Source organism: Pandoraea pulmonicola (assembly GCF_000815105.2).
GTDB classification, from domain to species: domain Bacteria; phylum Pseudomonadota; class Gammaproteobacteria; order Burkholderiales; family Burkholderiaceae; genus Pandoraea; species Pandoraea pulmonicola.
Window position 1 is genome coordinate 3,164,599 of record NZ_CP010310.2, and the last position, 23,934, is coordinate 3,188,532.

At 64.9% G+C, this 23,934-nt stretch carries 20 protein-coding genes; 6 read left to right on the plus strand and 14 right to left on the minus strand.

Features of this window, described 5'->3' with window-relative positions:
- Positions 1-266: 266 nt before the first annotated feature.
- The gene (locus RO07_RS13665; RefSeq protein ID WP_039411407.1) at positions 267-1,016 is read left to right on the plus strand and encodes a class I SAM-dependent methyltransferase; all 750 of its coding nucleotides are present in this window, start codon (positions 267-269) and stop codon (positions 1,014-1,016) included.
- Between the two features lie 35 nt (positions 1,017-1,051).
- Here the strand turns inward: RO07_RS13665 and RO07_RS13670 are convergent, their stop codons facing one another.
- The 5 genes from RO07_RS13670 to astD all read right to left on the minus strand — a co-directional run bounded on the left by RO07_RS13670 (position 1,052) and on the right by astD (position 5,424).
- Positions 1,052-1,243, minus strand: a complete 192-nt coding sequence (locus RO07_RS13670; RefSeq protein WP_039411409.1) for a DUF2964 family protein — start codon at positions 1,241-1,243, stop codon at positions 1,052-1,054.
- Positions 1,244-1,416: 173 nt separating this feature from the next.
- On the minus strand, positions 1,417-1,626 hold the full coding sequence (locus RO07_RS13675; protein WP_039411412.1) for a DUF2964 family protein: 210 nt from the start codon (positions 1,624-1,626) through the stop codon (positions 1,417-1,419).
- 292 nt (positions 1,627-1,918) lie between these two features.
- Positions 1,919-2,272 (minus strand): DUF1488 family protein, encoded by a 354-nt coding sequence (locus tag RO07_RS13680; protein WP_237171254.1) that lies wholly within the window; start codon positions 2,270-2,272, stop codon positions 1,919-1,921.
- Positions 2,273-2,511: 239 nt separating this feature from the next.
- Complete coding sequence (gene astB / locus RO07_RS13685) at positions 2,512-3,876, minus strand: N-succinylarginine dihydrolase (protein WP_039411415.1); 1,365 nt, start codon at positions 3,874-3,876, stop codon at positions 2,512-2,514.
- A gap of 66 nt (positions 3,877-3,942) precedes the next feature.
- The gene (gene astD / locus RO07_RS13690) at positions 3,943-5,424 is read right to left on the minus strand and encodes a succinylglutamate-semialdehyde dehydrogenase (RefSeq protein WP_039415471.1); all 1,482 of its coding nucleotides are present in this window, start codon (positions 5,422-5,424) and stop codon (positions 3,943-3,945) included.
- Between the two features lie 151 nt (positions 5,425-5,575).
- Here astD and astE point away from each other — a divergent pair, with 151 nt between their 5' ends.
- On the plus strand, positions 5,576-6,625 hold the full coding sequence (astE, locus tag RO07_RS13695) for a succinylglutamate desuccinylase (RefSeq protein ID WP_039411418.1): 1,050 nt from the start codon (positions 5,576-5,578) through the stop codon (positions 6,623-6,625).
- Between the two features lie 227 nt (positions 6,626-6,852).
- Here the strand turns inward: astE and RO07_RS26020 are convergent, their stop codons facing one another.
- Positions 6,853-7,413 carry a hypothetical protein gene (locus RO07_RS26020; RefSeq protein WP_147284656.1) on the minus strand — a complete coding sequence of 187 codons (561 nt, stop codon included), beginning with the start codon at positions 7,411-7,413 and terminating at the stop codon, positions 6,853-6,855.
- A gap of 33 nt (positions 7,414-7,446) precedes the next feature.
- On the opposite strand from RO07_RS26020, the gene RO07_RS13700 reads away from it, so the two are divergent.
- From RO07_RS13700 to RO07_RS26025, 3 genes are all read left to right on the plus strand, one after another.
- Positions 7,447-8,823, plus strand: coding sequence for a hypothetical protein (locus RO07_RS13700; protein ID WP_147284655.1), 1,377 nt, complete (start codon positions 7,447-7,449; stop codon positions 8,821-8,823).
- 129 nt (positions 8,824-8,952) lie between these two features.
- Positions 8,953-10,161 carry an AI-2E family transporter YdiK gene (gene ydiK / locus RO07_RS13705; protein WP_237171255.1) on the plus strand — a complete coding sequence of 403 codons (1,209 nt, stop codon included), beginning with the start codon at positions 8,953-8,955 and terminating at the stop codon, positions 10,159-10,161.
- A gap of 113 nt (positions 10,162-10,274) precedes the next feature.
- A complete protein-coding gene (locus RO07_RS26025) occupies positions 10,275-10,538 on the plus strand; it encodes a hypothetical protein (RefSeq protein WP_147284654.1) in 264 nt (87 codons plus the stop codon).
- A gap of 59 nt (positions 10,539-10,597) precedes the next feature.
- Here RO07_RS26025 and fahA read toward each other — a convergent pair whose 3' ends face one another.
- Positions 10,598-11,872: a fumarylacetoacetase gene (fahA, locus tag RO07_RS13710; RefSeq protein ID WP_039411424.1), complete on the minus strand. Its 1,275-nt coding sequence runs from the start codon at positions 11,870-11,872 to the stop codon at positions 10,598-10,600.
- Positions 11,873-11,966: 94 nt separating this feature from the next.
- Positions 11,967-13,286 carry a homogentisate 1,2-dioxygenase gene (hmgA, locus tag RO07_RS13715; RefSeq protein ID WP_039411426.1) on the minus strand — a complete coding sequence of 440 codons (1,320 nt, stop codon included), beginning with the start codon at positions 13,284-13,286 and terminating at the stop codon, positions 11,967-11,969.
- Positions 13,287-13,399: 113 nt separating this feature from the next.
- On the opposite strand from hmgA, the gene RO07_RS13720 reads away from it, so the two are divergent.
- Complete coding sequence (locus RO07_RS13720) at positions 13,400-14,305, plus strand: LysR family transcriptional regulator (RefSeq protein ID WP_039411429.1); 906 nt, start codon at positions 13,400-13,402, stop codon at positions 14,303-14,305.
- 12 nt (positions 14,306-14,317) lie between these two features.
- On the opposite strand, the gene RO07_RS13725 is transcribed toward RO07_RS13720, so the two are convergent.
- The 6 genes from RO07_RS13725 to RO07_RS13750 form a co-directional block, all read right to left on the minus strand.
- Complete coding sequence (locus tag RO07_RS13725; protein WP_039411432.1) at positions 14,318-17,677, minus strand: hybrid sensor histidine kinase/response regulator; 3,360 nt, start codon at positions 17,675-17,677, stop codon at positions 14,318-14,320.
- Between the two features lie 44 nt (positions 17,678-17,721).
- The gene (locus RO07_RS13730; protein ID WP_039411435.1) at positions 17,722-18,402 is read right to left on the minus strand and encodes a response regulator; all 681 of its coding nucleotides are present in this window, start codon (positions 18,400-18,402) and stop codon (positions 17,722-17,724) included.
- Between the two features lie 186 nt (positions 18,403-18,588).
- On the minus strand, positions 18,589-19,116 hold the full coding sequence (locus RO07_RS13735) for a hypothetical protein (protein WP_147284653.1): 528 nt from the start codon (positions 19,114-19,116) through the stop codon (positions 18,589-18,591).
- 515 nt (positions 19,117-19,631) lie between these two features.
- Positions 19,632-20,474, minus strand: coding sequence for a sulfite exporter TauE/SafE family protein (locus RO07_RS13740; protein ID WP_237171256.1), 843 nt, complete (start codon positions 20,472-20,474; stop codon positions 19,632-19,634).
- A 223-nt stretch (positions 20,475-20,697) separates the two neighbouring features.
- Positions 20,698-21,468: a tetratricopeptide repeat protein gene (locus RO07_RS13745; RefSeq protein ID WP_052267298.1), complete on the minus strand. Its 771-nt coding sequence runs from the start codon at positions 21,466-21,468 to the stop codon at positions 20,698-20,700.
- The gene (locus RO07_RS13750; RefSeq protein WP_472462558.1) at positions 21,468-23,699 is read right to left on the minus strand and encodes a TonB-dependent receptor; all 2,232 of its coding nucleotides are present in this window, start codon (positions 23,697-23,699) and stop codon (positions 21,468-21,470) included. Before RO07_RS13750 ends, RO07_RS13745 begins: the two co-directional genes overlap by 1 nt.
- Positions 23,700-23,934 lie beyond the last annotated feature (235 nt).

Genomic DNA, 23,934 nt, shown 5'->3' on the forward strand with positions numbered 1-23,934 from the left:
GGGCATGCGAGTCGGCACGCGTGACGTCGAAGGTCTGCATTGTCCCATATCGGTGCCACAGCGGTCATTCGATTCGCACCGCGGGCCGATGACACTGGAATGCGTGGAATGCCGTAAAACGCGTTTCTCGCCTCACAGGGTGAAGGCCGTGCCAAGAAGATTCGACGTCTTTGGCGTTACAATCGCTCCCCCGCTGTTGTTCACCCTGCCCCGTGCCCGCGCTGTCGTTGTCGCGCGAGCGCAGAGGCGCCTCCCCGGAGCTTCGCATGTCGTCATCCGATTCCGCGTCGATGGGACGCACCGCCTACGCCAGTTTCGCCGAACGTTACGCCGAGATTGCCGTCACCAAACCCCACAACGCGCTGTACGAGCGCCCGGCCACGCGTCAATTGCTCGGCGGCGTCGCGGGCCTGCACGTGCTCGACGCCGGCTGCGGCCCCGGCATCAACAGCGCCTGGCTGGCCGAACAAGGCGCCACGGTGCACGGCATCGACGTCACGCCCGAAATGATCGAGCTCGCTCGCCGGCGCTGCGAAGGACTGGCCGCCACCTTCGACATACAGGATCTCGCGCAGCCGTTCGCCGCGCTCGAAGCGGCGCGCTTCGACGCCATCGTGAGCGCGCTGGCACTCGACTATGTGGAGGATCTCGGCCCGACGTTTCGCGAGTTCGCCCGCGTGGCCAAACCGGGGGCGACGCTCGTGTGGTCGATGGGGCACCCCATGCGCGACTGGCTCGACGAGCGCACGCACCGCAATCGTCCCTACTTCGACACCACCCGTTTCGGGATGTACTGGAGCGGGTTCGGCGAACCGAAACCGTTCGTGGAATCGTATCGACGCCCGCTCGCCGGCATTCTCAACGCAGCCGCCAACGCGGGCTGGCAACTCGAGCAGATGGTCGAACCGCTGCCGCAGCCCGAAATGAAGACCATCGATCCGCGGCTCTACAATGAGTTGTCGCAGGTGCCGGCGTTCATGTGCCTGCGTGCGCGGCTCGCGCCCGCTGCGCGCTGACGCGGCGGGACAACGACCGTGGCACGCCGCCCCAGTCAGGACTCGTCTTGCGTTCCCCACGGAATGAGCATCGTCGCCGCGGTGGTCGCCCCCAGGAGGACGGCGGCCACGCCGTAGCGCGAAACTTCGGGGAGATTGAACAGCAGGCCGTGGATGGTGGCAAAGATGCCGCCCAGCATCACGAATGCCGCGACGGAGGCAATGAAGACGCGGGTATCGGAGCACATACGTCACCTCGCAACGAGGCCACGTCCGTTGCGAAGCGCTGTGGCGCAGGGATCGGCAAGCCCGACGGCGCGGGCGTCGTGAGCCCGTGCGGGGCTGCGCGCCCCGGCTGGCTTCGGCGGCGTCCCTCGATTCCAGTGTAGGACGCCCTACGCCAAACAGTAGGCCGCGCGGCTCAGGGTTTGCTGGGAGTTTCGCGATCCTCGTCGCGCGCCCACGGCGTGAGCATCACGACGACGAACAAGATTCCGAACAGAACGGTGATCACGCCACCGTTCATGACGTTCGACCTGTCGTACAGCAAACCGTGAATGGTGGCGAATGCGCCCGCCAGCGTCATGAAGGCCGCAATCGAAGCGATGACGACACGAAATTCCGAGCCCATGGCGACTCCTTGTAGTTATCGACAATGCGACCGTTCGGACACCGTCTTGCAGCGCCTTCTCGAACGGCAATTTCAGTGTACGCCGATGACGGAGGTCCGGCCGTTGCGTGGCCACCCTACGCAGCCTCACTTTTGACGCAGATCAACGAGACCGTCCGCTGGGCGATCTCGCGGCGTTTGACAGCGTTTGACGGCGGAGAATGAGGCGAAGAAGTGGACGGCAAGGCCACCGCCGCGCGGCAGGCGCGGCGTCGTGGTGCGCCCGGAAAGTGTGGCGAACGGCCGGCGCGGCTTATCGCCGCGCCTCTTGACGCTTGGCCTCGCGCACCCAGCGAAAATGGCCGCTGCGCAGCAGCACGGGGCCCGACAGTCCCATGGAGAGGTATTGCCTCGTGAGCGCTTGGATGTCGGTACGGCCGTGCTCGAAGGCGTGCAACAGATCGTCGGCACGGGCGGAATAGGCACCGAAATGATCTTCCAGCGCTTCCGCCGACACCGCGCAATCGATCGGCCGGCCGTTGACGACGACGGCAAACTCGATCGTCAGATCTTCGTAATTGAACACGGGTCGGTGATCCGGAAATTCGATTTGCATGGCGGCACCCCCGGTTGGACGAAATGACGCGATCGACGTGTCGGCCGACACGTTCCATCCAGCATAGTGCATCGCTGCAGATTGGGAAAATCGCGTCGCTTATCGGTTCGTCAACGGCGATTGGCGAAGGTTCAGTTCTGCGTTTGATTGGAGAAATTACATCAAAAAATCAATATAACCAATTGTTTTACTTGAAAATCAAGCCGACATGCAAATGCAAAACACTTCCAGCTACCCGCTCCCGCTCATGGAGGTTCCCAACGATTCACCGGGTGGATTTGCTGCCGCCACTATGCATCCCGCTGAAACGGGTAAAGATCGCTGCCCAGACCGAGCAGGCGCGTGAGTTCGTCGAGCGCGGTGCGACATTCGTCGAGCAGAGCCGGGTCAGCCAAATCGTCCACCGCCAGCCGGTCGCGGTAATGGCGCGTCACCCAATCGGTCAGCGCGGCATAACGCGCGTCATCGACCCACAATCCCGCGTTCGCCGCCCTGCGCTCCTCGTCGGTGAGCACCACGCGCAAGCGCAGGCACGCGGGACCGCCACCGTTGCGCATGCTCTCGCGCAGGTCGAACACATGCAGCTCGCGGATCGGCCCGCCGCTCGCCACCAGCGACTCGAGATAGCGCCACACCGCCGGACGCTCCCGGCACTCCTGCGGCACGACCAGCCGCATCCCCCCACCGGCTTCCGGCGTGCGAGCGAGCAGTTGGCTGTTGAAGAGGTAGCTGCCCACGGTGTCTTCGAGGGAAACGTCCTCGGACGTGACTTCGATCACCTCCAGCGCCACACCTCGGACGGTGAGCCGCTCGCGCAACGCCGCCAATACGGCTGGCTGATCGACGAAGGCCTGCGCGTGACAAAACAGCACATTGCCGTTGCCGACCGCGATCACGTCGTTGTGAAACACGCCGGCGTCGATGGCGTCGGGATGCTGCTGTGCAAAGACCACGTCGCCCTCCGACAGGCCGTGCAGACGCGCGATCGCCTGACTCGCCTGCAAGGTCTGACGCGCGGGAAACCGGCGCGGCACGGGCGCACTCGCGAGATCGTCGCGGCCATACACGAAAAATTCGACACCGCGCTCACCGTAGGCGCCACAGAAGCGCGTATGGTTGGCCGCCCCCTCGTCGCCCAACGACGGCCAACCCGGCAGCGCGTCATGGTGAGCAAAGCGCGACTCGTCGGGAAAGGCGGCGCGCAGGATGCGCGACGTCGTCTCGTGTTCGATCGCGCGGTGCAGCTTGCTGCACAGGTTGGCCGAGGTGAAATGCACACGGCCGTCGGCCGTATCCGCCGACGGGCTGACCGTCGCGGCATTGGCCGTCCACATACTCGCCGCCGAACTGGCCGCGCCGAGCAATCCCGGCGCCGTGCGGGCGGCATCGCGGATGACCGCGCGATCGTCGCCCGAGAAGCCCAGCGTGCGCAGCAAGGCGACCGACGGGCGCTCCTGCGGCGGCAGCACGCCCTGTGCGTAGCCCAGGTCGGCCAACGCCTTCATCTTCGCAAGCCCCTGCAACGCCGCCTCGCGCGGATTCGACGTGCGGTTGGCGTTGTTCGCCGAGGCCACGTTGCCGAACGACAAACCGGCGTAGTTGTGGGTGGGGCCGACCAATCCGTCGAAGTTTGCTTCGAGGGCAAAACGCGTCATGTCAAATCCTGAAAAAAGCAGAAAACAAACCCTTGGGCCTCCGACCGCAGCTTGCGGCATCGCGCATCAGGCGGTCCCAAAATCCAATCCCGGGCTCAGACGCTCCGGCATCGCGACATGCGCCGCTTCCATCGACGCCATCGGATACGCACAGTAGTCCGCTGCGTACCATGCACTCGGTCGGTGATTGCCGGACAGGCCGACGCCGCCGAACGGTGCGCCACCGGCTGCCCCGGTCGTCGGTCGGTTCCAGTTGACAACGCCCGCCCGGATTGCCTCCAGGAACCGGGCGTAGCGCGCCGGATCGTCCGACAACAGCCCGGCGGCCAGTCCGTAGCGCGTGCGATTCGCGAGCGCGATCGCGTGCTCGAAGGTGTCGTAGCGAATGATCTGCAGCAGCGGCCCGAAGTATTCGTCGTCCGGCAGCGCGTCGCGTGCGGCAATGGCCGTCACGTCGATCAGGCCCGGCGTCAATAGCGCGGTACGCCCGTCGGGCTGAGAAAGCGGCACGATCACGCGCGCGCCAAGGGACATCAGATCGGCCTGCGCCGCCGTCATGCGACGCGCGGCCTGCAGCGACACCACCGCGCCCATGAACGGTTGCGGCTCTGCGTCGTACCGCCCCACGCTGATCCGTTGCGTGACGAACGCCAGACGCTCCACAAAGGCGTCACCCTGCACGCCATGCGGCACCAGCAGGCGCCGCGCGCAGGTGCAGCGCTGACCTGCCGACAGGAATGCCGACTGGATCGCGACGTGCACGGCGGCGTCGAGATCGGCCGGCGTGTCCACGATCAGTGGATTGTTGCCGCCCATCTCCAGCGCCAGGATCTTGTCCGGCCGCCCGGCGAACTGCCGATGCAACGCACGCCCCGTCGCCGAGCTTCCGGTGAAACACAGTCCGTCGATGCCGTCATGCGCGGCGAGTGCCACACCGGTGTCGCGCCCGCCCTGAACGAGATTGAGCACGCCCGACGGCAAACCCGCCTCGATCCAGCACTGCATCGTCCGCTCGGCTACGCCGGGCGCCAACTCGCTCGGCTTGAAGACGACGGTATTGCCGGCAAGCAGCGCCGGCACGATATGACCGTTGGGAAGATGCCCCGGAAAGTTGTATGGCCCGAAGACGGCCATGACGCCATGCGCGCGATGGCGTACGACGCTCTGCGCGTCGGCGCCGACGCCGCGCCGCTCGCCGGTACGCTCCTGATAGGCCTTTGCGGAGTGGCTCACCTTGGCCGACATCGTCGCCACTTCGGTGCGCGCTTCCCATAGCGGTTTGCCGGTCTCGCGCCCGATGGCGTCGGCGAGCGTTTCAGTGTGCGCCGTCAAGATGGCGGCGAAGCGCTCGAGGATCGCCAGCCGCGCTTCGACGCCCTGCCGTGCCCAATCGGGCTGCGCCTCACGTGCAGCACGCACGGCGGCGTCGACGTCAACCGCGTCGGCCGCTCGGCCGCGCCACACGGCATCGCCCGACATGGGGTCCAGAGAGCGGAATTCGGCACCGTTGGCGGTGCGCCAGACACCTTCGATGTACAGATCGGTCATGAACGGCAATCCCGGAAGCCACGCCCAGTAGAGCGGCGTGCGATGCGGATCATGATGACACGGATTCGGCGGCCCGAACAATGTGCGCCCATGCGACGGCCACGCCTCGGACACGCATAGAATACGAATCTGGTTTTCTGGAGATTCCACCATGACGGACGCCCCTCGTTCGGCCCTGCGCAACTGGCTCAGCGATGTGCGCGACGCGCGTGACACCGCCCTCGACAAAGGCATCGATCCTTGCGGAGTCCGCTGGCAACGGCACGCGGAAGGCGTACTTGAGTTGATGCCCGACGAGACGGCCAACGCGAACCGCGGCGAGACCGCAGCGCATGAGCGTCGCTTCGACGCGGTCCTCTCCTGCGGTATTCATGGCGACGAAACGGCGCCCATCGAGATCGTCGACGGCATCCTGCACGATATCGCCGATGGCCGCCTGACGCTGCGCGAGCGCGTACTCGTCGTGCTTGGCAACCCCGACGCGGTGCGCGCCGGCAAGCGCTACCTCGAATACGATCTGAACCGGCTCTTCCAGGGCGCGCACGCCAGGCGCGCCGAGTCGCCTGCGGTGCAGCGCGCCCGGGAGCTCGAGGTGATCGTGGCGCAGTTCTTCGAGGGTGTGGACGGAATACGTCGCGTGCGGCGGCACGTCGATATGCACACGGCCATCCGCGCGTCGCTGTACCCGCGATTCGCGGTGGTGCCGAGCACGCCGCAACACCCGGCCAGCGACGCCTGGATCGCAACGCTCGCCGCTGCCGACATCGAGGCGGTCATGCTCACCGAGCAACCGTCCGTCACGTTTTCCTACTACACCTGCGCGCGCTTCGGCGCGCAGAGCTGCACGCTGGAGTTGGGCAAGGTCGCACCGTTTGGACAGAACCGCCTTGCCGATTTCGCCGGCATCGACGCCGCGTTGCGCCGCTGGCTTTCCGGGGCCGAGATGGGCGAACGGGACGATGGCAGAGCGGTGGACGTACGTCGTTTCCGGGTAGCCGCGGAAATCGTACGCCGCACCGACGCCTTCGTGCTCGACGTACCCGCCGATACGCCGAACTTCACGCCGTATCCCGCTGGCACCGTACTCGCGCGCGATGGCGAGAACACCTACACCGTGTCGCACCCCGAGGAACGCATCGTCTTCCCCAATCCAAACGTGGCGAATGGACTGCGCGCAGGCGTCATGGTCGTGCCCGACTGATCCGGTCCAGGGGGCCCGCGTGCGGCGGGCCGCGCTCCGAAACGCCGTCGGAGACGCCCTACGCACAAACGCGGCTGAACGTCTTCAAACGTCTGTCGGAGTGTCGTCACCACGCAGGGATGCGGGTAGCATCGCCCCTTCTTTTCATCAACGAGAAGGCGCCTGGCGAGGCATCCGCACCGAGCGCTGCATCGCTCCGACCCGCCACCGACGACATGCCCCACGGTTTATTTCGTTCCCTGACCTGCCGCGATCGCTCCACGAGTTTCAGCGCCGACGCGCCCGTCCTTGCACCGCACTCCGCGCGGCATCGGAATCTCGCACTCGACCTCACCGTGGTACAGCAGAAGATGGCCACCCCGGCCTCCCACGTCAGTATGAAAGTCGACATCAATGGCAACACGCGGCGCGCAGCGCCCGGATGTGTCGAATTCGCCCTCGTCGCCCGACATGTCACCAACTCGCGCCCAGGCAGCGACGGCGCCCTTGCCAGCAGCCGCGCCGAAAACGGTGACGCCTTTGCCCGAGCGCGGCACATCTACGCAGCGCTGCGCGACGAAATCGCCGCGCCTGCGTTGCGCAGACGCACGCACACGACGCAGGTTGCGAAGGGGCACGTCCCCTCGCCCCGCGGCGCGCGACGCGCGGCGGCCCAGGAAGACGCCATCATGTCGCTGCCGTGGTACGAGGCGCTGCAGCCACACCTGCGTGCCGAAGCGCAAGCCCTCGCACAACGCGGACTCGACGTGGGCGAAGTCCGTCGTCGCTTCGACGCGCTCATGCGACACGAGCGCCCGGGCCTGTCGCTGCGATCGTTGCGCGTGGGCACGGAACGCGATGCGCTGCCGTTCGCCGTCGGCTCCGCCCTGATCGCGCTCCTCGTCGACAGCGTGGATCCCGAGCGTACGCAGTCTGCGATGTGGCCGGCGGTGGAGGCTACGAGCGTCGTTTTCATCAATTTGCTGGGGATGGCTCGCTTCAACGCGTGCTATCCGGCGCTGCGCAGGAAGGTGCAGCGAATCACGCCGGCGCAGGGCCAGGAGGCGCTGAGCTGGATGCTCCGTCACCCTGCGCGCGAGGTCGTCGCCCATGTGCTGGGGTTCGTGTTCTGTTACGGCGTGATGCGAAACGGCATGCGGCTGGGCGTGGAGGCGGGACTGTCCGCCGCGCTGCCGGGTGTGATGTCGCATCGGTTCGCGAACACGATACATGCCGGGCTGGAAATTCTTCTCGCCCCGATTCCCGGCATGCTGTTGTTGCCGATGATCGAACGTATCGGCATGCCACCGGAAGACGCGCGCCTGGAGCTCCTTATCCAGGATCGGTTTGCGGATCTGATCACCGGAGCCGGCGTGCAGCCCGGTGTCGCGACGCCGGGCTGCTGGTCCGTCTTCTGGCAGAACCTGAGGCTTCTTCTGGGCTCGGGAGCGCCGCGCGCGATATGGCTCACGCTGACCTTGGGCTTCTATTTTCTGTCGTCGTTGCGCGAAGGCGCCTGCACCGCCTCTTTTACCGACGACGATGCATTGCCGTTCGCCGGGAACTCGACCCCTTTCGATGCACCGTCCGTCGACGACGGCACGGGCATCGACTGGCACGTGCAGGCACTCCTCGCGGTGATCTACGGCACGATCGCGACGGCCCTCGGCCTACAGGGAGTGTCGTCCCGACACGAGGACATCAGCTCGGCACACACGCGGCGGCGCGGGCGGCCGAAGATCAGCACCATCACCATGACTTCGCAAGCGGACTCCGGCCACTCGTCCGCGAGCTCGTTCTCCGGCATGACCGTTGATCACGGCGATCCGCTCGGCGACGGTGGCGACGCTTCTGGCGGCACATCTGCCGACAGGTCTTTCGGCGACACATCGGGCGATACGTCGGGTGACGATATGGTCTTCCTGTCGATAGGCGAAACATCTGGCGCCTGCACGCAGGCCGGCTGTCGGACAGCGCCCGACGCCTCTGCGCGTTCGTCGCCCTCGGCGCACGCCACGCGGCCGGCACACTCGGCGCGTCGACACGGGACGGCAGTCGCACCGGCCGACATTCCGCGGCGCCGGGTGGGCGCCGCGGACGATCCTGGCAGCCCCAACGATCCGCAAGCGTCGGGAGACCCAGGCAACCCACGTGACTCAAGCGGCCGCACGGTGGTTACCCCCGCCGGCAGCCTGTCCGATTTGACGACACCTTTGTGACGAAGTGTTGCAGCGCACTTGCCGTGACTGCCCCGGCATGGCATCTTCCTTCACGAGCGCGCCCACTGCGCATGAAAAATCCGCCGGACGCGCCTTTTCGGCGCGCCGCCCCCGCCTGCTGGAGCGCCTATGATTTCCACCACCCCGAGCGAACTCGCCCGTAATCTGCTGATCATTCTGGTACTCAGCCTGCTGATGATCGGCACCCTGTGGGTCCTGTTGCCGTTTCTGCCCGCGCTGATCTGGGCGGTCACGATCGTCGCCTCGACCTGGCCCCTGCTCATCGGCCTGGAACGCCGCCTCTGGGGCCGTCGCTGGCTTGCCACGACCATCATGATCGTTGGCATGCTGATCATCGTCGTCGCACCGCTGTCGGCCGCCATCGGCACGCTGATCGGACACGCGAGCGACATCAGCGAACAGGTGCATTCGATCGGACAGCGCGGTCTGCCCACGGCGCCCGACTGGCTCGCGCGCATTCCCGTGATCGGACAACGCGCCAGCGACGAATGGCAGGCGCTGGCCGCCGCCGGTCCCGGCGGGCTCGTCGCCAAGGTCCAGCCATACGCGGTCAAGGCGGCATCGTGGGGGTTCTCCAAGCTCGGCTCGATCGGCCTGCTCTTCGTCCATCTGGGATTGACGCTGATCATCTCCGCCATCCTCTTCATGCAGGGGGACCGCGCCGCACGCGCGCTCATCCGCACGGCCCGACGTCTGGGCGGCGATCGGGGTGAAGAATCGGTGCGGCTGGCCGGCATGTCGATTCGGGCGGTGGCGCTCGGCATCGTGGTCACGGCCGTGACGCAATCGCTGCTCGGTGGACTGGGGTTGTGGCTGACCGGCGTTCCGCTGCCGGGCTTCCTCACGGCGCTCATGCTGGTGCTGTGCATCGCGCAAATCGGACCGTTCCCGGTGCTGCTCTCCAGCGTGGGGTGGCTCTACTGGCAGGACAGCCCGACGCTCGCCACGCTGCTGCTCGTGCTCTCGGTGTTCATCGGCATGCTCGATAACGTGATGCGTCCAATGCTCATCCGCCGCGGTGCGGATCTGCCGATGACGCTGATTCTCGCCGGCGTGCTCGGCGGCATGCTCACGTTCGGGATCGTGGGTCTGTTCGTGGGCCCCGTCATCCTCGCCGTGACGTACACGCTGTTGATGGCCTGGATCAACGACGGCTTGAACCGGCCAACGCTGGCGCCCACGGGCGCACCGGCCGTCTCGCCGGAACCGTCGGTAGCACCAGTGACGCCGAATAATAGCGCTCCCGCTGCGGAGGCTTCGACGCCCGCCCAACCTGCGGCCAAGACAATGGATGCTCACGACGATACGCGCGCCTAGGAGACATCCTTGTCACGTGGAGCGGACGTATTTTTCGGATCGCTTCACCTGTCGCCACACGACGCGGCATGGCTAAATGGTCTCCATCATCACACGACGCCAGGAGCCATCGAATGCCCAATACCTCAACCCAACAGGTCAACGCCAAACCCGCGCGGCGATCGCTGCGCGTGCCCCGCCGGGCACGACTGGGCGACCCACCACTGCTGCGACGCGTGGGCGACGAACTGGCCTACACCCCCACGCGTTGCCGCGTCACCGCGAGTCTGACCATCCTGCGCTCGGGGACATGGTGGCAACACCTTGCAGCGACAGCGCTCACCGACGTGTGCATGCACATGCAAAAGCAGGCATCGGAACCTGAGCCACCGAAATGAAACGCGCCGCCCGGCGAACCGGTGCGGCGCGTTTCTCCCGACTTGATCGACGCAGCGACTTATCGCGCCTTCGCCGGCAGAATCTTGCCGGCGACTTCGCCAAAGCCCACGCGATAGCCGTCGCCCTGGCACCAACCCGCCATCACGACGGTGTCGCCGTCCTCGATAAACGTGCGCTGCGCGCCGCTGGCGAGCGTGATCGGGTTCTTGCCGTTCCAGGTGAGTTCGAGCAGGCTGCCGAACGAGTCAGGCGTCGGCCCACTGATCGTGCCCGATCCCATCAGATCGCCCACGCGCACGTTGCAGCCCGACACCGTGTGGTGTGCGAACTGCTGGGCCATGCTCCAGTACATATGGCGGAAGTTGGTGCGGCAGATCGACGTCGGCTGCGCGTCGCTTTCGGCCTGCAGGAGCACTTCGAGTTCGATGTCGAACGCATGCTTGCCCTGCTGTTGCAGGTATGAGAGCGGTTGCGGCGTCTGCTCTGGACCGGCAACGCGGAACGGCTCGAGCGCGTCCATCGTGACCACCCACGGCGAAATGGACGTACCGAACGTCTTGGCGTTGAACGGGCCGAGTGGCACGTATTCCCACTGCTGCAGGTCGCGTGCCGACCAGTCGTTGAGCAACACCATGCCGAAGATGGCCGCTTCGGCGGCCTCGACGCTGAGCGCTTCGCCGAGCGAAGTGTCGCGGCCGACGATGAAGCCGGTTTCGAGTTCGAAATCGAGCTTGCGGCACGCGTCGAAGATCGGACGTGGCTGGTCAGGCAGCTTGATCTGTCCGTTCGGACGATGAATGTTCGTGCCGCTCACGACCACCGAGCTGGCGCGACCGTTGTAGCCGATCGGGATTTCGAGCCAGTTCGGCAGCAGCGCATTGGCCGGGTCGCGGAACATGCTGCCCACGTTGGTCGCGTGCTCTTTCGACGAGTAGAAGTCGGTGTAGCCCGGCACCTGCACTGGCAGATGCAGCGTCGCGTCGGCAAGTGGCACGAGTGCCTGTGCGCGCAACGCGGCGTTATCGCGCAACGCGGCGTCGCCGTCGGTGGCCAGCAGCGAGGTCAGGCGCGCGCGCGTGGCGCGCCACGCGGCGCTGCCCAGCGACACGAAGGCGTTGATCGACGACTGGTTGAAGACGAGTGTCTCGTCGGCCTTGAGCACGCCGGCCGCTTCGAGGGCGGCCAGATCAAGCACCTGATCGCCAATGGCCACGCCCACGCGCGGCGACGGCTGCGCCTGAGTCGAGAACACGCCATACGGCAGGTTTTGCAGCGGGAAATCCGTCACACCGGTATTGGCGGACGCGACCCAGCTTTGCGGGAGAGCGGACATATGAATTCCTTTTTCGGGGAAGTGCTGCGGCCGGCGCGGCGGGAATCGCCGGGCCGGCCGTCTCAATGGTGGCGATGTGGTAAGCGAACGCCGCTTACTTCTGGCTCGGATTGAAGTGCTTTTTCAAACCTTGCCAGCACGTGTAGTAGTTGCCTTGCAGTTGCGGCGACTCCAGCGCGAATCGCGTCGGACGAATGACCGCGGGCGTCTCGAACATGAAGGCCATCGTGGCATCGACCTTGTGCGGCTTGCTCGTGTCGGCCGCGGAGGCCTTCTCGAACGTATCCGCATCGGGGCCGTGGCCCGACATGCAGTTGTGCAGGCTCGCGCCGCCCGGCACGAAGCCCTCGGCCTTGGCGTCGTACACGCCATGGATCAGGCCCATGAACTCACTCGCAATGTTGCGGTGGAACCAGGGCGGACGGAATGAGTTTTCCATCGCGAGCCAGCGCGGCGGGAAGATCACGAAGTCGATGTCGTCGACACCCGGCGCGTTGCTCTGCGATTGCAGCACCAGGAAGATGGACGGATCCGGGTGGTCGTAACTGATCGAGCCGATGGTGTTGAAGCGGCGCAGGTCGTACTTGTACGGCGCATAGTTGCCGTGCCACGCCACCACGTCCAGCGGCGAGTGACCGATGTCCGCACGCCAAAGCTCACCGCCGAACTTCGCCACCAGTTCGAAGTCGCCTTCGACGTCTTCATAGGCCGCCACGGGCGTGAGAAAGTCGCGCGGATTTGCCAGGCCGTTCGAGCCGATCGGGCCGAGATCGGGCAGGCGGAACAAGGCGCCGTAGTTCTCGCAGACGTAGCCGCGAGCGCGGCCGTCGAGCAGCGTGACGCGAAAACGTACGCCGCGCGGCAGCACAACGATCTCGTAAGGCTCGACATCAAGCACGCCGAACTCGGTCGCAATACGCAGCCGGCCGTCCTGAGGCACGACCAGCAGCTCGCCGTCGGCATTGTAGAAAAAGCGGCCTTCCATCGACTTGTTGGCCGCGTAGAGGTGGATGCCGCAACCGTGCCCGGCATCCGGGCCGCCGTTGCCGGCCATCGTCACCATGCCGTCGACGAAATCGGTCGGCACGTCGGGCATCGGCAGCGGGTCCCAGCGCAGTTGGTTAGGCGGCGCGGGAACGTCGCCGAAGTGGCTCAACCAACGGGACTGTTCGATGGCCGTGAACGGCTGATGGACCGCGGCGGGGCGAATGCGATACACCCAGGAGCGGCGGTTATGGCCGCGCGGCGCGGTAAACGCCGTGCCCGAGAGTTGTTCCGCATAAAGTCCATACGGCGCGCGTTGCGGCGAGTTTTGTCCGATGGGCAGTGCACCGGGCAATGCCTCGGACGCGAATTCGTTGGCGAATCCGGACAAATAGCCCAGTTCCCCCTGGATTTGATCAGCTTGGCGCATGACTGGCCTCGTCTCCTGGTTTCGAATGCGACCATTGTCTGACAAGACACCACATTTTGCGATATAAATAGACAAATCCACTATATTCACAATGCGAATAATACAACCGCACCATGATTTCCTTGCGCGATGTCGATCTGAACCTGCTGGTGGTTTTTCATGCGGTGCTCACACATCGGAGCATTTCCCAGGCCGCGCGTGAACTGGGGCTGTCGCAGCCTGCGGTCAGCAACGGGCTGGCGCGACTGCGCCAAACGTTCGATGACGAGTTGTTCACGCGCACGGGCACGGGCATGCAGCCGACGCCGTTCGGCGAGGCGCTGGCTGAGCCCGTATCGGCGGCACTGGCGGGGATTTCACGCGCGATAAACCATCGCGAGGCCTTCGATCCCGCGACCAGTCAACGCGCCTTCACGTTGGCAATGACAGACGTCGGCGAGGTATATTTCATGCCCGCGCTCGTCGATCTGTGCACCCGGCTCGCGCCGGGCGTACGCATCAGCACGGTGCGCGCGACGCTGCCCGACCTGAAGGAGGAGATGGCCGCCGGCCGCATCGATCTCGCGGTCGGGGCGTTCGACGACCTGACCGGCCCCTTCTTCCAGCGCCGCCTGTTTCGCCAGCAGTACGTCAGCATGTTTCGCATCGGGCATGCACTGGACAAGCCTGGCGCAGGCCTCGCGGCGTTTCAGGCGGCTCGGCATCTGTTCGTCTCGACGGGCGACAATCCCTACGCGCGGGTCAATCAATTGCTCGCGCAAGCCGGCTTCGGTGCGGACGCCAATTTCTGGGTTCCGCACTTCATCGCCGTGCCATATGTCGTGAGCGTCAACGACCTCGTCGTGACCGTTCCGCAGAAGTTCGCCGAACGCGCCGCGGCGCCCTTCGGACTACGCTTCGTCAAACCGCCGTTGCGCCTGCCGGCATTGCAGACGAACGTGTTCTGGCATCGCCGGTACCACCAGGACGCCGGCAATCAATGGCTGCGGCAAATCATCTCGGAGCACTTCGTGGAGTAGGTGCTGCGGGAATCAGGCGTCGCTGACGATGGCGTGCCCTTGCGAACGCAGCCATTCGTTCCAGGCGATATCGAGCGCATCGAGCGCCGCCTCCATCTGCCCTGGCGACGCCTGCGGGGCGAGGTGTTCGACCTGTGCGGCAAGCGTCGCGAGTGAACTCAGTCCGAAGGTCATGTAACCGCCGCGAAGCCGGTGCGCCGAATGGCGCAGCGTCTCGCGCGATAATGCGGCCAGCGCCGCACGGCAATTGGCGATGTCCTGATCGGCGATGTTCACGAATGCGTCGAGCATATCCGATAGCGGCATCCGCCCCTCGTTCGACGCCGGGGCGTCCGGTGCATGCTCCGCATCGGGTTCGGCGAGAGGCGCCGGCAGCGGCGCGATCTCGCCGCACAGCGATGGGTAACGTCGCCGCACGACTTCTATGACGCGCATCAGCGAACGCGCGTCGACGGGCTTGTAGACGACCGCATCGTACGGCGACTTCGCATCGCGATCGTGGCGCAACGTCACGTCGGCCGTCGCCGCCACCACCGGCACGTGCTCGGCGCGCGCCTTGATCTCTGTCGCGAGCGCATGACCGGACATGTGAGGCATGTTGGCGTCGGTGATCACGAGCATGTGAGACTCGGCGTCAAACGCGTCCAGGGCCTCGCGCGGGTCATGGTAGCAATCGACGATCGCGCCCAACCCTTCCAACTGACGGGAAAGCAGCATGCCGCTGATGGGATGATCGTCGGCGACCAGCACGTACCACCCTGCCAGCGGCTGCGCACGCGCTTGCGCATCCGGGGCCGGCAGTTCCCCGTGAGCTGTCAGCCCCGGATGCGGCATCGAACCCAGTGCGTCCCACAACTCCGCTTGCTGAAAGAGCGCGATGTCGCGCGGCCACGCACGTGTCGCGCCCGTTGGTCGATCGACCGGCGCGGAGCGCAGCAGATAGACGTCCGTGCCTGCCATGCCGCGCACCGGCCACTCGTCGGCGAACATCAGCAGACCGGCGTCCTGCGCGCGGCCCGCTCCCGTGGACCACGACACCGCATCGCCATGTCGCACCGGCACATAACCGGCGCGACGAATCAGGGCTTCGAGATACCAATGCCGGCGCGACAGCGCGCTGACATAACCGAACGTTTCGCCGGATTCGATCACGACCGGCGCTTCACTTTCTGGCGCCCATGGCAAGCGCAGCGTGAAGGTCATCGTCGTACCCTCTCCCTCGCGGCTGTCCACCTGCAATTGGCCACCGAGCATGCCCACGAACTGCTGTGAGATGGCCAGTCCCAATCCTGTGCCGTGCTGCATGCCGGGCTCGTTCGTGCTTTTGCCGAACGGACGGAACAGATCGGCAAGATCCTCCGCAGCGATGCCTGCTCCGCTGTCGTTCACGGCAAAGGTCACGTCGCAGCCCTGCGCGTCGGCGCGTGCGAGCATGGCACTGAACGCGACGTGCCCCTTCTCGGTGAACTTGATGGCATTGCCGACCAGGTTGGTGACGACTTGCCCGATCCGCAATGCGTCGGTATGCACGGCACGCACAAGCGCCGGGTCGATCATCCAGTCGAGCGTCAGACCCTGCAAGCGCGCACGTCCGGTAAACGACAGCCCCACGGCCTCGAGCTCCTTGAGCAACGAGCAATCGCGGGCGTTGAGCTCGAAACGCCCGACCTGCATGCGGGAATAATCGAGCAGATCGTTGATGAGGTCGAGCAGGTTGCGCGTCGAGCTTTCCATCACATCGACGTAGTAGCGATGATCGTCGCCAAGGTTCTGCGCGCTCAGCAACTCCAGCGACGCCAGCGTGCCATAGAGCGGCGTGCGCATTTCGTGGCTGACCGTGGTCAGGAAGACGTCCTTCGCCCGGTTGGCGGACTCGGCCGCCAGACGCGCCTTGCGTTGTTCCAGCTCGAACCGGCGTTGCTCGGTCACGTCGGAGAGCGTGGCGATGAGCACCGGCGCCTCGCGGAAGACCGTATCGACGAAGCTCACGGCGTAATGGCGCTCGCCGGCATCGTCCATTGCGCTGAGCAGGCGCCGCACCGGACGCGTGACCACCCCGCTGTTCAGTTGACGATACATGCGGGTGAGCTCACCGTCGCCCAGTTGCCGCAACAGGTCGACCGTGCCCGCATAGGCCGGATTGCTCATGACGACGGCGGGCTCGAACGGATCGAGGATCGCCATGCCGACGGGCGCCGTCTCGATGAGCGTCTGCGTGAAGGCGTCGCGCTCGAGCAGCGTCGTCGTGCGCTGACTTGCCGGCTCGATGATGCGCTGACGTATGTAACGCATACCGGCGTACACGCCGCCAGCGTACAGAAGCAGGAGCAAGGTGGCGCCGAACAGCAGAGGCGCATTCTGGTGCAGCAGGCTCGACGGCCGCGTGGCATAGCGCACAAACCACGGCGCCGACGGGAGGCGTCGCTCGAAGACGATGCGCTGGCCGTCGCTGCGAAGTGCCATTTGCGCACCGCCGAACAGTGGCAACGTGACAAGCGTACGCAGGCGGCCAAGCGTTGAGAGCGGTATGCCGGCGGTGGCGATGACCAGACCATCGTCCGAAATCAGCTGCAGGGATTCCCCGGTCTGCTGGAAGTTGCGCATGCGCGGCGGTACCAGCATCTCGGGCGACATGCTCGTGCCGATGTACAACAGCAGATGTCCGTCCAGATCGCGAATCGGCATGAAGTTCGCGACAGTCTTCAGATGCGTGACGGGGTGTTCGTAGTTGTAGGTCCAGAACGGACCGTCGTGATTGCCATGCGCCCGCGCATGATAGCGCTCAACCTTGTTGATTTCGGCGAGCATCATGCGTGTGTCCTGCGCCAGCTTGGCGGAGTTGAACGCATCCCGCCCGGCTGCCGGACGATAGGCCGCAAAAGCGCCGTCGGGCGACATGATGAACGTCTCGTCCTGTCCGTCGAGCGGGCTCCAGAAGTTGGCGTCGAGCACCATGAGCCGCAGGGTCAGCCGCGCGTAGAGTTCCGCGCGCTCGAGCGGAATCTCGGCGAGCTTGACGATCTCGAACTGGCCATCCCAGCCGACACCGTTGATTCGCCTGGCCGTGCCGACAGGCATCTGCGACAGCGGTTGCAGAACACGATCGGTCAGCGCCTGCGTCACGCCACCCTGGCGAGCCTGTCTGGACTGCGTGGACTGCGCCATCGCCCGCGCCTGCTCGTTGAAGATCTCGAGATCGCGAATCTCGCGACCCACGGCCGCAAAAAATGCCTCGGTCTTCTGACCGCCCTGCCAAAGCGCGCCAAACAGCGCATACGACACGGCCGCGCCCCAGACCGACAGGCCAAAGAGCAGCGCAAGCAGGCCGCCTACACGAAGCAGGCGGCCTGCAATGGCGATGTCACGCATCATGGTCCTGGCGGGCATTGACACCAGTGCCCGGTGGCGGCGCGGACTCAGGCTGCGCTCGCTGTTTCGGTTTCGGCTTCGCCTTCATGCCCGAACTGGACCGGACTCGAGACGTGCAGCTTGAACAACTCCATGTCGGTGCGGCAGCCCAGCTTGCACATGGCCATGCGCTTCTGGTTGTTGATCGTCTTGGCCGAGCGCTTGAGCGCTGCGGCGATCTGCGACACGTTCTGGCCATCCAGATACATGCGCAGCACTTCCATCTCCTTGGGCGAGAGCGGGCGGCGAGCCGTCGGCTTGCGGCGCATCTGCTCCTCGAGGATCTGTTCGGCGCGGCCGCCGCGATAGCTCATGCCACGCCGGCAGCGTTCCACGCAGACGGTGATTTCGCGCAGATCGTCGGACTTGGTCATCACGCCGAGCACGCCGCAGTCGTCGAGCGCGCGGAGGATGGCCGGCTGCTCGATCGAGGTGAAGACGATGATCTTGACGTCGCGGTAGTTGCGACGCACGCGATTGATCATCCCGAGACCATCACCGAAAATGCCGCCGGGCATGCAGTAATCCGTGATGAGCACATCCACGGAGTTCTTCTCCAGTGCCTCGAACAGTTCGGTGGAGTTGGACACTGGCGGCAGCACATGGAAGCCGGGATCCGAGGAAAGCATTTCACGCAGCGTGGAGGCAATGATCGGGTGATCGTCGGCAATCAGAATTTTTACCATCATGTGCAGAATCCTTTTCAAAGAAGTCAGCCGTGGGCGCGCGCGATCCTCCGCCGTGTCTACGCGTCATGGCCTCCTAAAAGAGGAATGCGTGTCGGGCTGACACACTCGTTGGTCACTGGCGAGTGACCGCGTTGTCGTTACGCGATGTCTTGCGGGGCACCGGCACTGCCGACACCCGGCCTCGCGTTATCCTGCGGCGTCGGGCGACCTCGCGTCGCCGACCGTTGTCCACGCGGAGCACGTCTTGTACCCCGCGAGCCGCGTGTCCCCCTGTCCGGTGACCGGCTTGACGCAGTAGCGGATCCGCACCCCGCGCAGGCCGGCAGACGGCATCATTTCCCGGGCGCGTCCTACGACCCGGATACGCGTCGGCCCGGACGCCGCTTCCCACAGATGCACGCTATCGGTCTCAGGCCAGTCGGCCATCCATCGATAAGTCCCGTTCACGACGCGGCCCACTTGTGGCGTACCGCTCATTGCGACGGCAGCGGCTACCGGCCGCAAACGGGCATCGAGGTCCTTCGTTACCACCGGCGAACGGGCCGCTTCCGAGAGCGATGCCCCTGCGCTCTCCGCTTCCGCGCCCGGCCCCGTGCTGTTCACCGTTGGCGGCTGGTACTCGCTACATCCCGCGAGCCACATCGCCACCGCGGCACCAATCAGGCCTGTGCGAACCTGCCGCACCGTTGCGCGCACCGCACTTGCGGATTGCATGAAACCTGAAAGGAGAGCGTCAATGTGTGTCGTGGTCATCAATGAAATACTGACCCAGCGACGAGTGACGATCAATGCCATCTGTCGCTTTTACGATCAGCACGAATATAGGATAAATCTATAAAACCCGACCAATTTGAACTTATTTATAGGAAACATCCTAGTTCAGAATAGGCGGATTACCGACTTTGGTTCGCGCACTGCACGCATGCGACGGCGTTTTAACGCAGGATTTACTTAATTCCCGCGAGCCGCGTGCTTCAGGCACGTTCCAATGGACAGTCACGTGATGAAAAGATTCATTCAATGTGACATCAATAACGACTGTCGGTTTGAGATGGCGCCGCTATGTACGTTTCAACCGAAAGGGCAATTCACTCGAAAAGCGTTGTGATTTTCGAGGGAATTAAGTCGGCATGGAAATGCGCCCTACATCTCGCGGGTGCAACCATGCGTGTATGCACGTATTCCGGCGCTCGCCCGATGACCTGATGACATGCCGGCTTTCGACAATGTCAGCCGCCGAAGGCCTTCACGAACATGCCCGCTGCAACAAAGGCCATCAAGGCGGAGAAAATCTGCTGCAATCGCGCAGCGGCGAGGCGCGGCGCAAGCGCGCGCCCCAGAATCATTCCTGTGACGGCGCCCGCGACAAACAGCCAGCCCCGCTCTCCGGGATGCATGCCGTGCCACCATGCGTTCGCCACCGTTCCGGCGGAAATCAGCGCGATGACGAACAACGACGTTGCCACCACACCGTGCACCGTGATGTCGGAAAAGCGGCGCAGCGCGGGAACGATAACGAAGCCGCCGCCAACGCCTAGCAATCCCGAGGCAAATCCGGAAACCGCGCCGATGGCGCCGAGCGTACCTGCGACGCGGCGCGTCCAGTGCAGGCGTCCCGTTGCAGGATCAAGCCGGCACGGCGGCAGCGGCACGGCGCTGTCCGTCGCGCCACCCACCGGTGCGCAGGCGCGATTGCCGCGAGAGGCGCGATACATCCGTGCGGCGACGACCAGCATGGCCGCGGCAAACAGGCCGACGAGCCATCGTTCGGGCAGACGATGTGCCATCCAGGTGCCAAGCGGCGCAACGCACACACCGATCCCCGCCATGAGCATGGCAGCCCGGTAACGCACGAGGCCGGCACGCAGGCCTTGCGCACTGCCGACAGCGGCGCTCGCACCGACGGCGAGAAGCGCCACCGGCCCGGCTTGCGGCACTCCCCAACCCAGCCCGAACACCAGCGCAGGCACTGCAAAGATCCCGCCTCCCGCTCCCGTCAATCCCAGCACCAGACCGACGGCCGCGCCCAGCAGGGCCGCCATCGGAGACACGCTCGAAATTTCAGGGAACATGGGCGATATCCAGCAAAAAGTGGCTTGGCACCACCCAAATCACTAATAGTCATATGCTTATGACTGTGGATTATATAGAAACCAACCTGAACAGAAAAGTCCGGGATGGCGTTGGCGTCGCCGGGGGACGCCCACCGGCCGCGGCTCCCAAGCCATTTCGACCCGACTTTCAATCGTATTCGGGCGACTCGCCGGCCTTTTTTCAAGTCGCTTACGGCCGTTTTCAGGCCGCTCTGGTCGACGTCCTGTCGGACGCCGTCCTCGGCACCGCCCAGACTTCGGCCAACGCCCGAATCCGCCTGTCCGGGACTCGGGACAGGAAGTCCGCCGCCTTCTCGAGAAACGCCGGGGTGGCCGTTGCCGGCACTTGGGACAGCCACGTCAGCGCCACGTCGAACTGTTCCTGCCCGATCAGCAGACGCGCAACATTGAATTGCCCGCGAAAGTCGCCGCCCAGCGCCGCCTGCCGATACCAGTCGAAGGCGTGCGCCATGTCGCGCTGGACTTCCCAGCCGTCCTCGAAGAAGCCGCCCAGCAGATTCTGCGACTTGGCGTGTCCGAGCGCCGCGGCCTTCTCCAACCAGTCGAGCGCCGCCTTGCGATCCGTCTCGCCGCCACGCCCGAGCGCGAGCAGCGTAGCAAGGTTGTACATGCCCCACGGCTCGTTGCGACGCGCGGACTGCCGGTACCAGTAACGTGCCACGTCGTCGCTGACGGGCACGCCCCAACCGTTCTCATAGCACCGCCCGACCATGTTCGCCGCCATGCCGTGACCGGCGTGTGCGGCGCGCTTGAACCAGTCGAGTGCGGCCACGGGATCGGGCGCAACCCCGCGGCCGTCCAGCAACCATTGCGCGTACACCGTTTGCGCCTCGGTATGCCCCGCCTGTGCAGCCGTCGCAAGCCACGCGAGCGCCGTTTCCGGCGGTCCGGCGAGGATTTCCCGAATCTGCGCGGAGGTGAGCGTCGCGATTTGCGACGGCGTAACGCGCATCAGTAACGCGCGGTGAGCGAGACGATCGCGCTGCGCCCCGGCGCCATCGACGCGTAGTGCGCCGGGTAGGCCTGGTCGAAATAGCGGCGATTGAAGATGTTCTGCACGTTGAGCTGCGCCGTGATCTTCTTGTTGATGCGCCATGCGGCCATCGCATCGAAACGCCAGTACGCCGGAATCTCGCGCAGATTGGCCGGATCGCCGAACACGCTCGACGTGTAGAACGCGCCGCCACCGACGGTCACCGCCGGAATGATGTCGTAGGTCGTCCACAGGCTGAAGCTGTTGCGCGGCGTATTCGGGAACTGCTTGCCGTTGTTCGACGCCGCCGTGCCGGTGCCGTTATCCGTGAGCTCGCTCTTCATGTACGTGTAGCCGCCGAACACCTGCCACTTGTCCGTGAGCTTGCCGGCGAAGCCCAGCTCGAGCCCCTTCACGTTCTTGCCGCCGACCATCGCATACGTGTTGTCCGCCATCGTCACACGGGCGTTGGTCGTTTCGATGTAGAACAGCGCGGCGGTGAGCAACAAGCGTTCGCCAAGCACGTTCCACTTCGTTCCGATCTCGTACGAACGGTTCTTCTCGGGGGCGAGATCGGCCGCGTTCACACCCACGCCGCCGCGGCCGGGCAGCAGACTCTGCCCTTCGCTCCCTTCACCGAGCAGCGAGCCCGCCGGCACCGACGACGTGGCATACGACGCGTAGATACTGCCATTGGGCAGCGGCTTGTACGTCACGCCGGCCTGCCAGTTGAACAGCGTATCGTCGCGCGAAGTGGTCTTGCCGCCGTTGGCGCGCGTATCGGTGAAATCCGTGGAGTAACGATCGACACGGGCGCCGAGGTTGATTTGCCACTCCTTCGACAGATCGATGGTATCGAAACCGTAGACGGCGGCCGTGAGCGTGCGCTGGAAGGCCGGATCGTCGTTCAGACGAATGCTGCCGGTCCACGGATCGTACGGATTCGGGTTGTACAGGCTCGTGCAGTTGTAACCCGATGCCGCGCCGATACCCCGCAGACACGAGTTCGTCGCCCCCGAACCGCTGCCCGACGCCACGGTGTAAGTGTCCTTGCGGCTCGATTCGCGTGAGAACTCGGCGCCGATGTTGAAGCTGTGCTTGAAGCGTCCGGTGTGCGCCTCGCCGAACAGTTCGGTCTGGTTTGCAATGCTCCACACGTTGCTGTCGCGCGTATTGGTGCGGCGCCAGACCTTGCCGTTGGCCACGTTGCCCTGGCTGTCGTCGGGCTGCGTCCAGATGTAGCTCTGCGAGGACTTCGTGTAGCGCGTCATGTTGCGCACGGTGAGCGTCGGCGAGATGTCGTGCTCGATCTTGATCGTGCCGATGTCCGACGACGTGCGACGGAAATCGCGATTGTCCAGGCCGTAGAAGTTGTTCGCGTTGACGGCAGCCGGTCCCGTACGGCGCCCCGGCGCGTAGTTGTACGGAATACCCGAGTCGGGCAGGCCGTCCGACTGCATGTGATAGAAACTTGCGACCACTCGCGTGGGGGTGCCCAGCCCGAACGCGACCGACGGCGCAATCCCCCAGCGCGAATCGTAGATGGCGTCGCGACCGGCCACTCCGGCGTCGTGGCCCATGAGGTTCAGGCGGAAGGCGGCGTGATCGCCGACCTGCCAGTTGCCGTCGGCCGTCAGGCGTTTGTACTTCGCGTTGCCCAGGCCGACCGTGCCTTCGGCGAAGGTGCCGAGCTTGGCTTCCTTGCTCACGATGTTCACGCTTCCGCCCGCCCCGCCGCGCCCGCCGTAGGCGCCGCTTGCGCCCTTCACGATTTCGACGGCCTCGGTGTTGAACATCTCGTGCGTGGTCGCGCCAACGTCGCGCATACCGTCGACGAACAGGCTGCCCTGCGTGTCGTAGCCGCGCAGGAATGGACGATCGCCCAGCGGATTGCCCCCCTCGCCCGCGCCAAAGGTGATGCCGGGCACGGTACGCAACGCTTCGGTCAAAGTGCTCGAGCCGGTGCTTTGCAGCAGGGGTTCGGGGATGACGGTGACGGCGCGCGGCGTGTCGAGAATCGGCGCGGTGAATTTCTGCGACGACGAGTAATCGGTCTTGAAACTGTCCCGTTCGCCGGTGACATTGAGGCTGGGCAGTTGCACGTCGGCCGCAGTGTTCCTGTTCGTGGTCCCGGCGTCGGCCGCCATCGCGCCTTGCGCGCTCAGAATGCCCACCAATGCGGCGCTCAACTGCGAGCGGCGCAGCGTCATCGGTCCTGCTTGCATCTCGGATTTCCCCCCTTGGAGATCACTGGATATCGGCGATCCGCGAACCGTACGTGTTCTGTCGTTGTTCTGTACCTGCAAGGGAAAAGGAACGACATGCGGCGTTGCGCCATCGTCGCCCGGTCTACTGCCATTGCCAGCCACAGCCGTCGAATCAGTCAATACTGAACCGGAATCGTCCTTAGCGAAATGCGAATTATTCCTATTTTTAATAATAGTT

What these genes read in the sequence shown, in the direction of transcription:
- RO07_RS13665 (WP_039411407.1), top strand. Translation starts at nt 267, where the DNA reads ATGTCGTCATCCGATTCCGCGTCGATGGGACGCACCGCCTACGCCAGT.
- RO07_RS13670 (WP_039411409.1), bottom strand. Translation starts at nt 1,243, where the DNA reads ATGTGCTCCGATACCCGCGTCTTCATTGCCTCCGTCGCGGCATTCGTG.
- RO07_RS13675 (WP_039411412.1), bottom strand. Translation starts at nt 1,626, where the DNA reads ATGGGCTCGGAATTTCGTGTCGTCATCGCTTCGATTGCGGCCTTCATG.
- astB (WP_039411415.1), bottom strand. Translation starts at nt 3,876, where the DNA reads ATGACGCGTTTTGCCCTCGAAGCAAACTTCGACGGATTGGTCGGCCCC.
- astD (WP_039415471.1), bottom strand. Translation starts at nt 5,424, where the DNA reads ATGACCGATCTGTACATCGAAGGTGTCTGGCGCACCGCCAACGGTGCC.
- astE (WP_039411418.1), top strand. Translation starts at nt 5,576, where the DNA reads ATGACGGACGCCCCTCGTTCGGCCCTGCGCAACTGGCTCAGCGATGTG.
- ydiK (WP_237171255.1), top strand. Translation starts at nt 8,953, where the DNA reads ATGATTTCCACCACCCCGAGCGAACTCGCCCGTAATCTGCTGATCATT.
- RO07_RS26025 (WP_147284654.1), top strand. Translation starts at nt 10,275, where the DNA reads ATGCCCAATACCTCAACCCAACAGGTCAACGCCAAACCCGCGCGGCGA.
- fahA (WP_039411424.1), bottom strand. Translation starts at nt 11,872, where the DNA reads ATGTCCGCTCTCCCGCAAAGCTGGGTCGCGTCCGCCAATACCGGTGTG.
- hmgA (WP_039411426.1), bottom strand. Translation starts at nt 13,286, where the DNA reads ATGCGCCAAGCTGATCAAATCCAGGGGGAACTGGGCTATTTGTCCGGA.
- RO07_RS13720 (WP_039411429.1), top strand. Translation starts at nt 13,400, where the DNA reads ATGATTTCCTTGCGCGATGTCGATCTGAACCTGCTGGTGGTTTTTCAT.
- RO07_RS13725 (WP_039411432.1), bottom strand. Translation starts at nt 17,677, where the DNA reads ATGATGCGTGACATCGCCATTGCAGGCCGCCTGCTTCGTGTAGGCGGC.
- RO07_RS13730 (WP_039411435.1), bottom strand. Translation starts at nt 18,402, where the DNA reads ATGATGGTAAAAATTCTGATTGCCGACGATCACCCGATCATTGCCTCC.
- RO07_RS13735 (WP_147284653.1), bottom strand. Translation starts at nt 19,116, where the DNA reads ATGCAATCCGCAAGTGCGGTGCGCGCAACGGTGCGGCAGGTTCGCACA.
- RO07_RS13740 (WP_237171256.1), bottom strand. Translation starts at nt 20,474, where the DNA reads ATGTTCCCTGAAATTTCGAGCGTGTCTCCGATGGCGGCCCTGCTGGGC.
- RO07_RS13745 (WP_052267298.1), bottom strand. Translation starts at nt 21,468, where the DNA reads ATGCGCGTTACGCCGTCGCAAATCGCGACGCTCACCTCCGCGCAGATT.
- RO07_RS13750 (WP_472462558.1), bottom strand. Translation starts at nt 23,699, where the DNA reads ATGACGCTGCGCCGCTCGCAGTTGAGCGCCGCATTGGTGGGCATTCTG.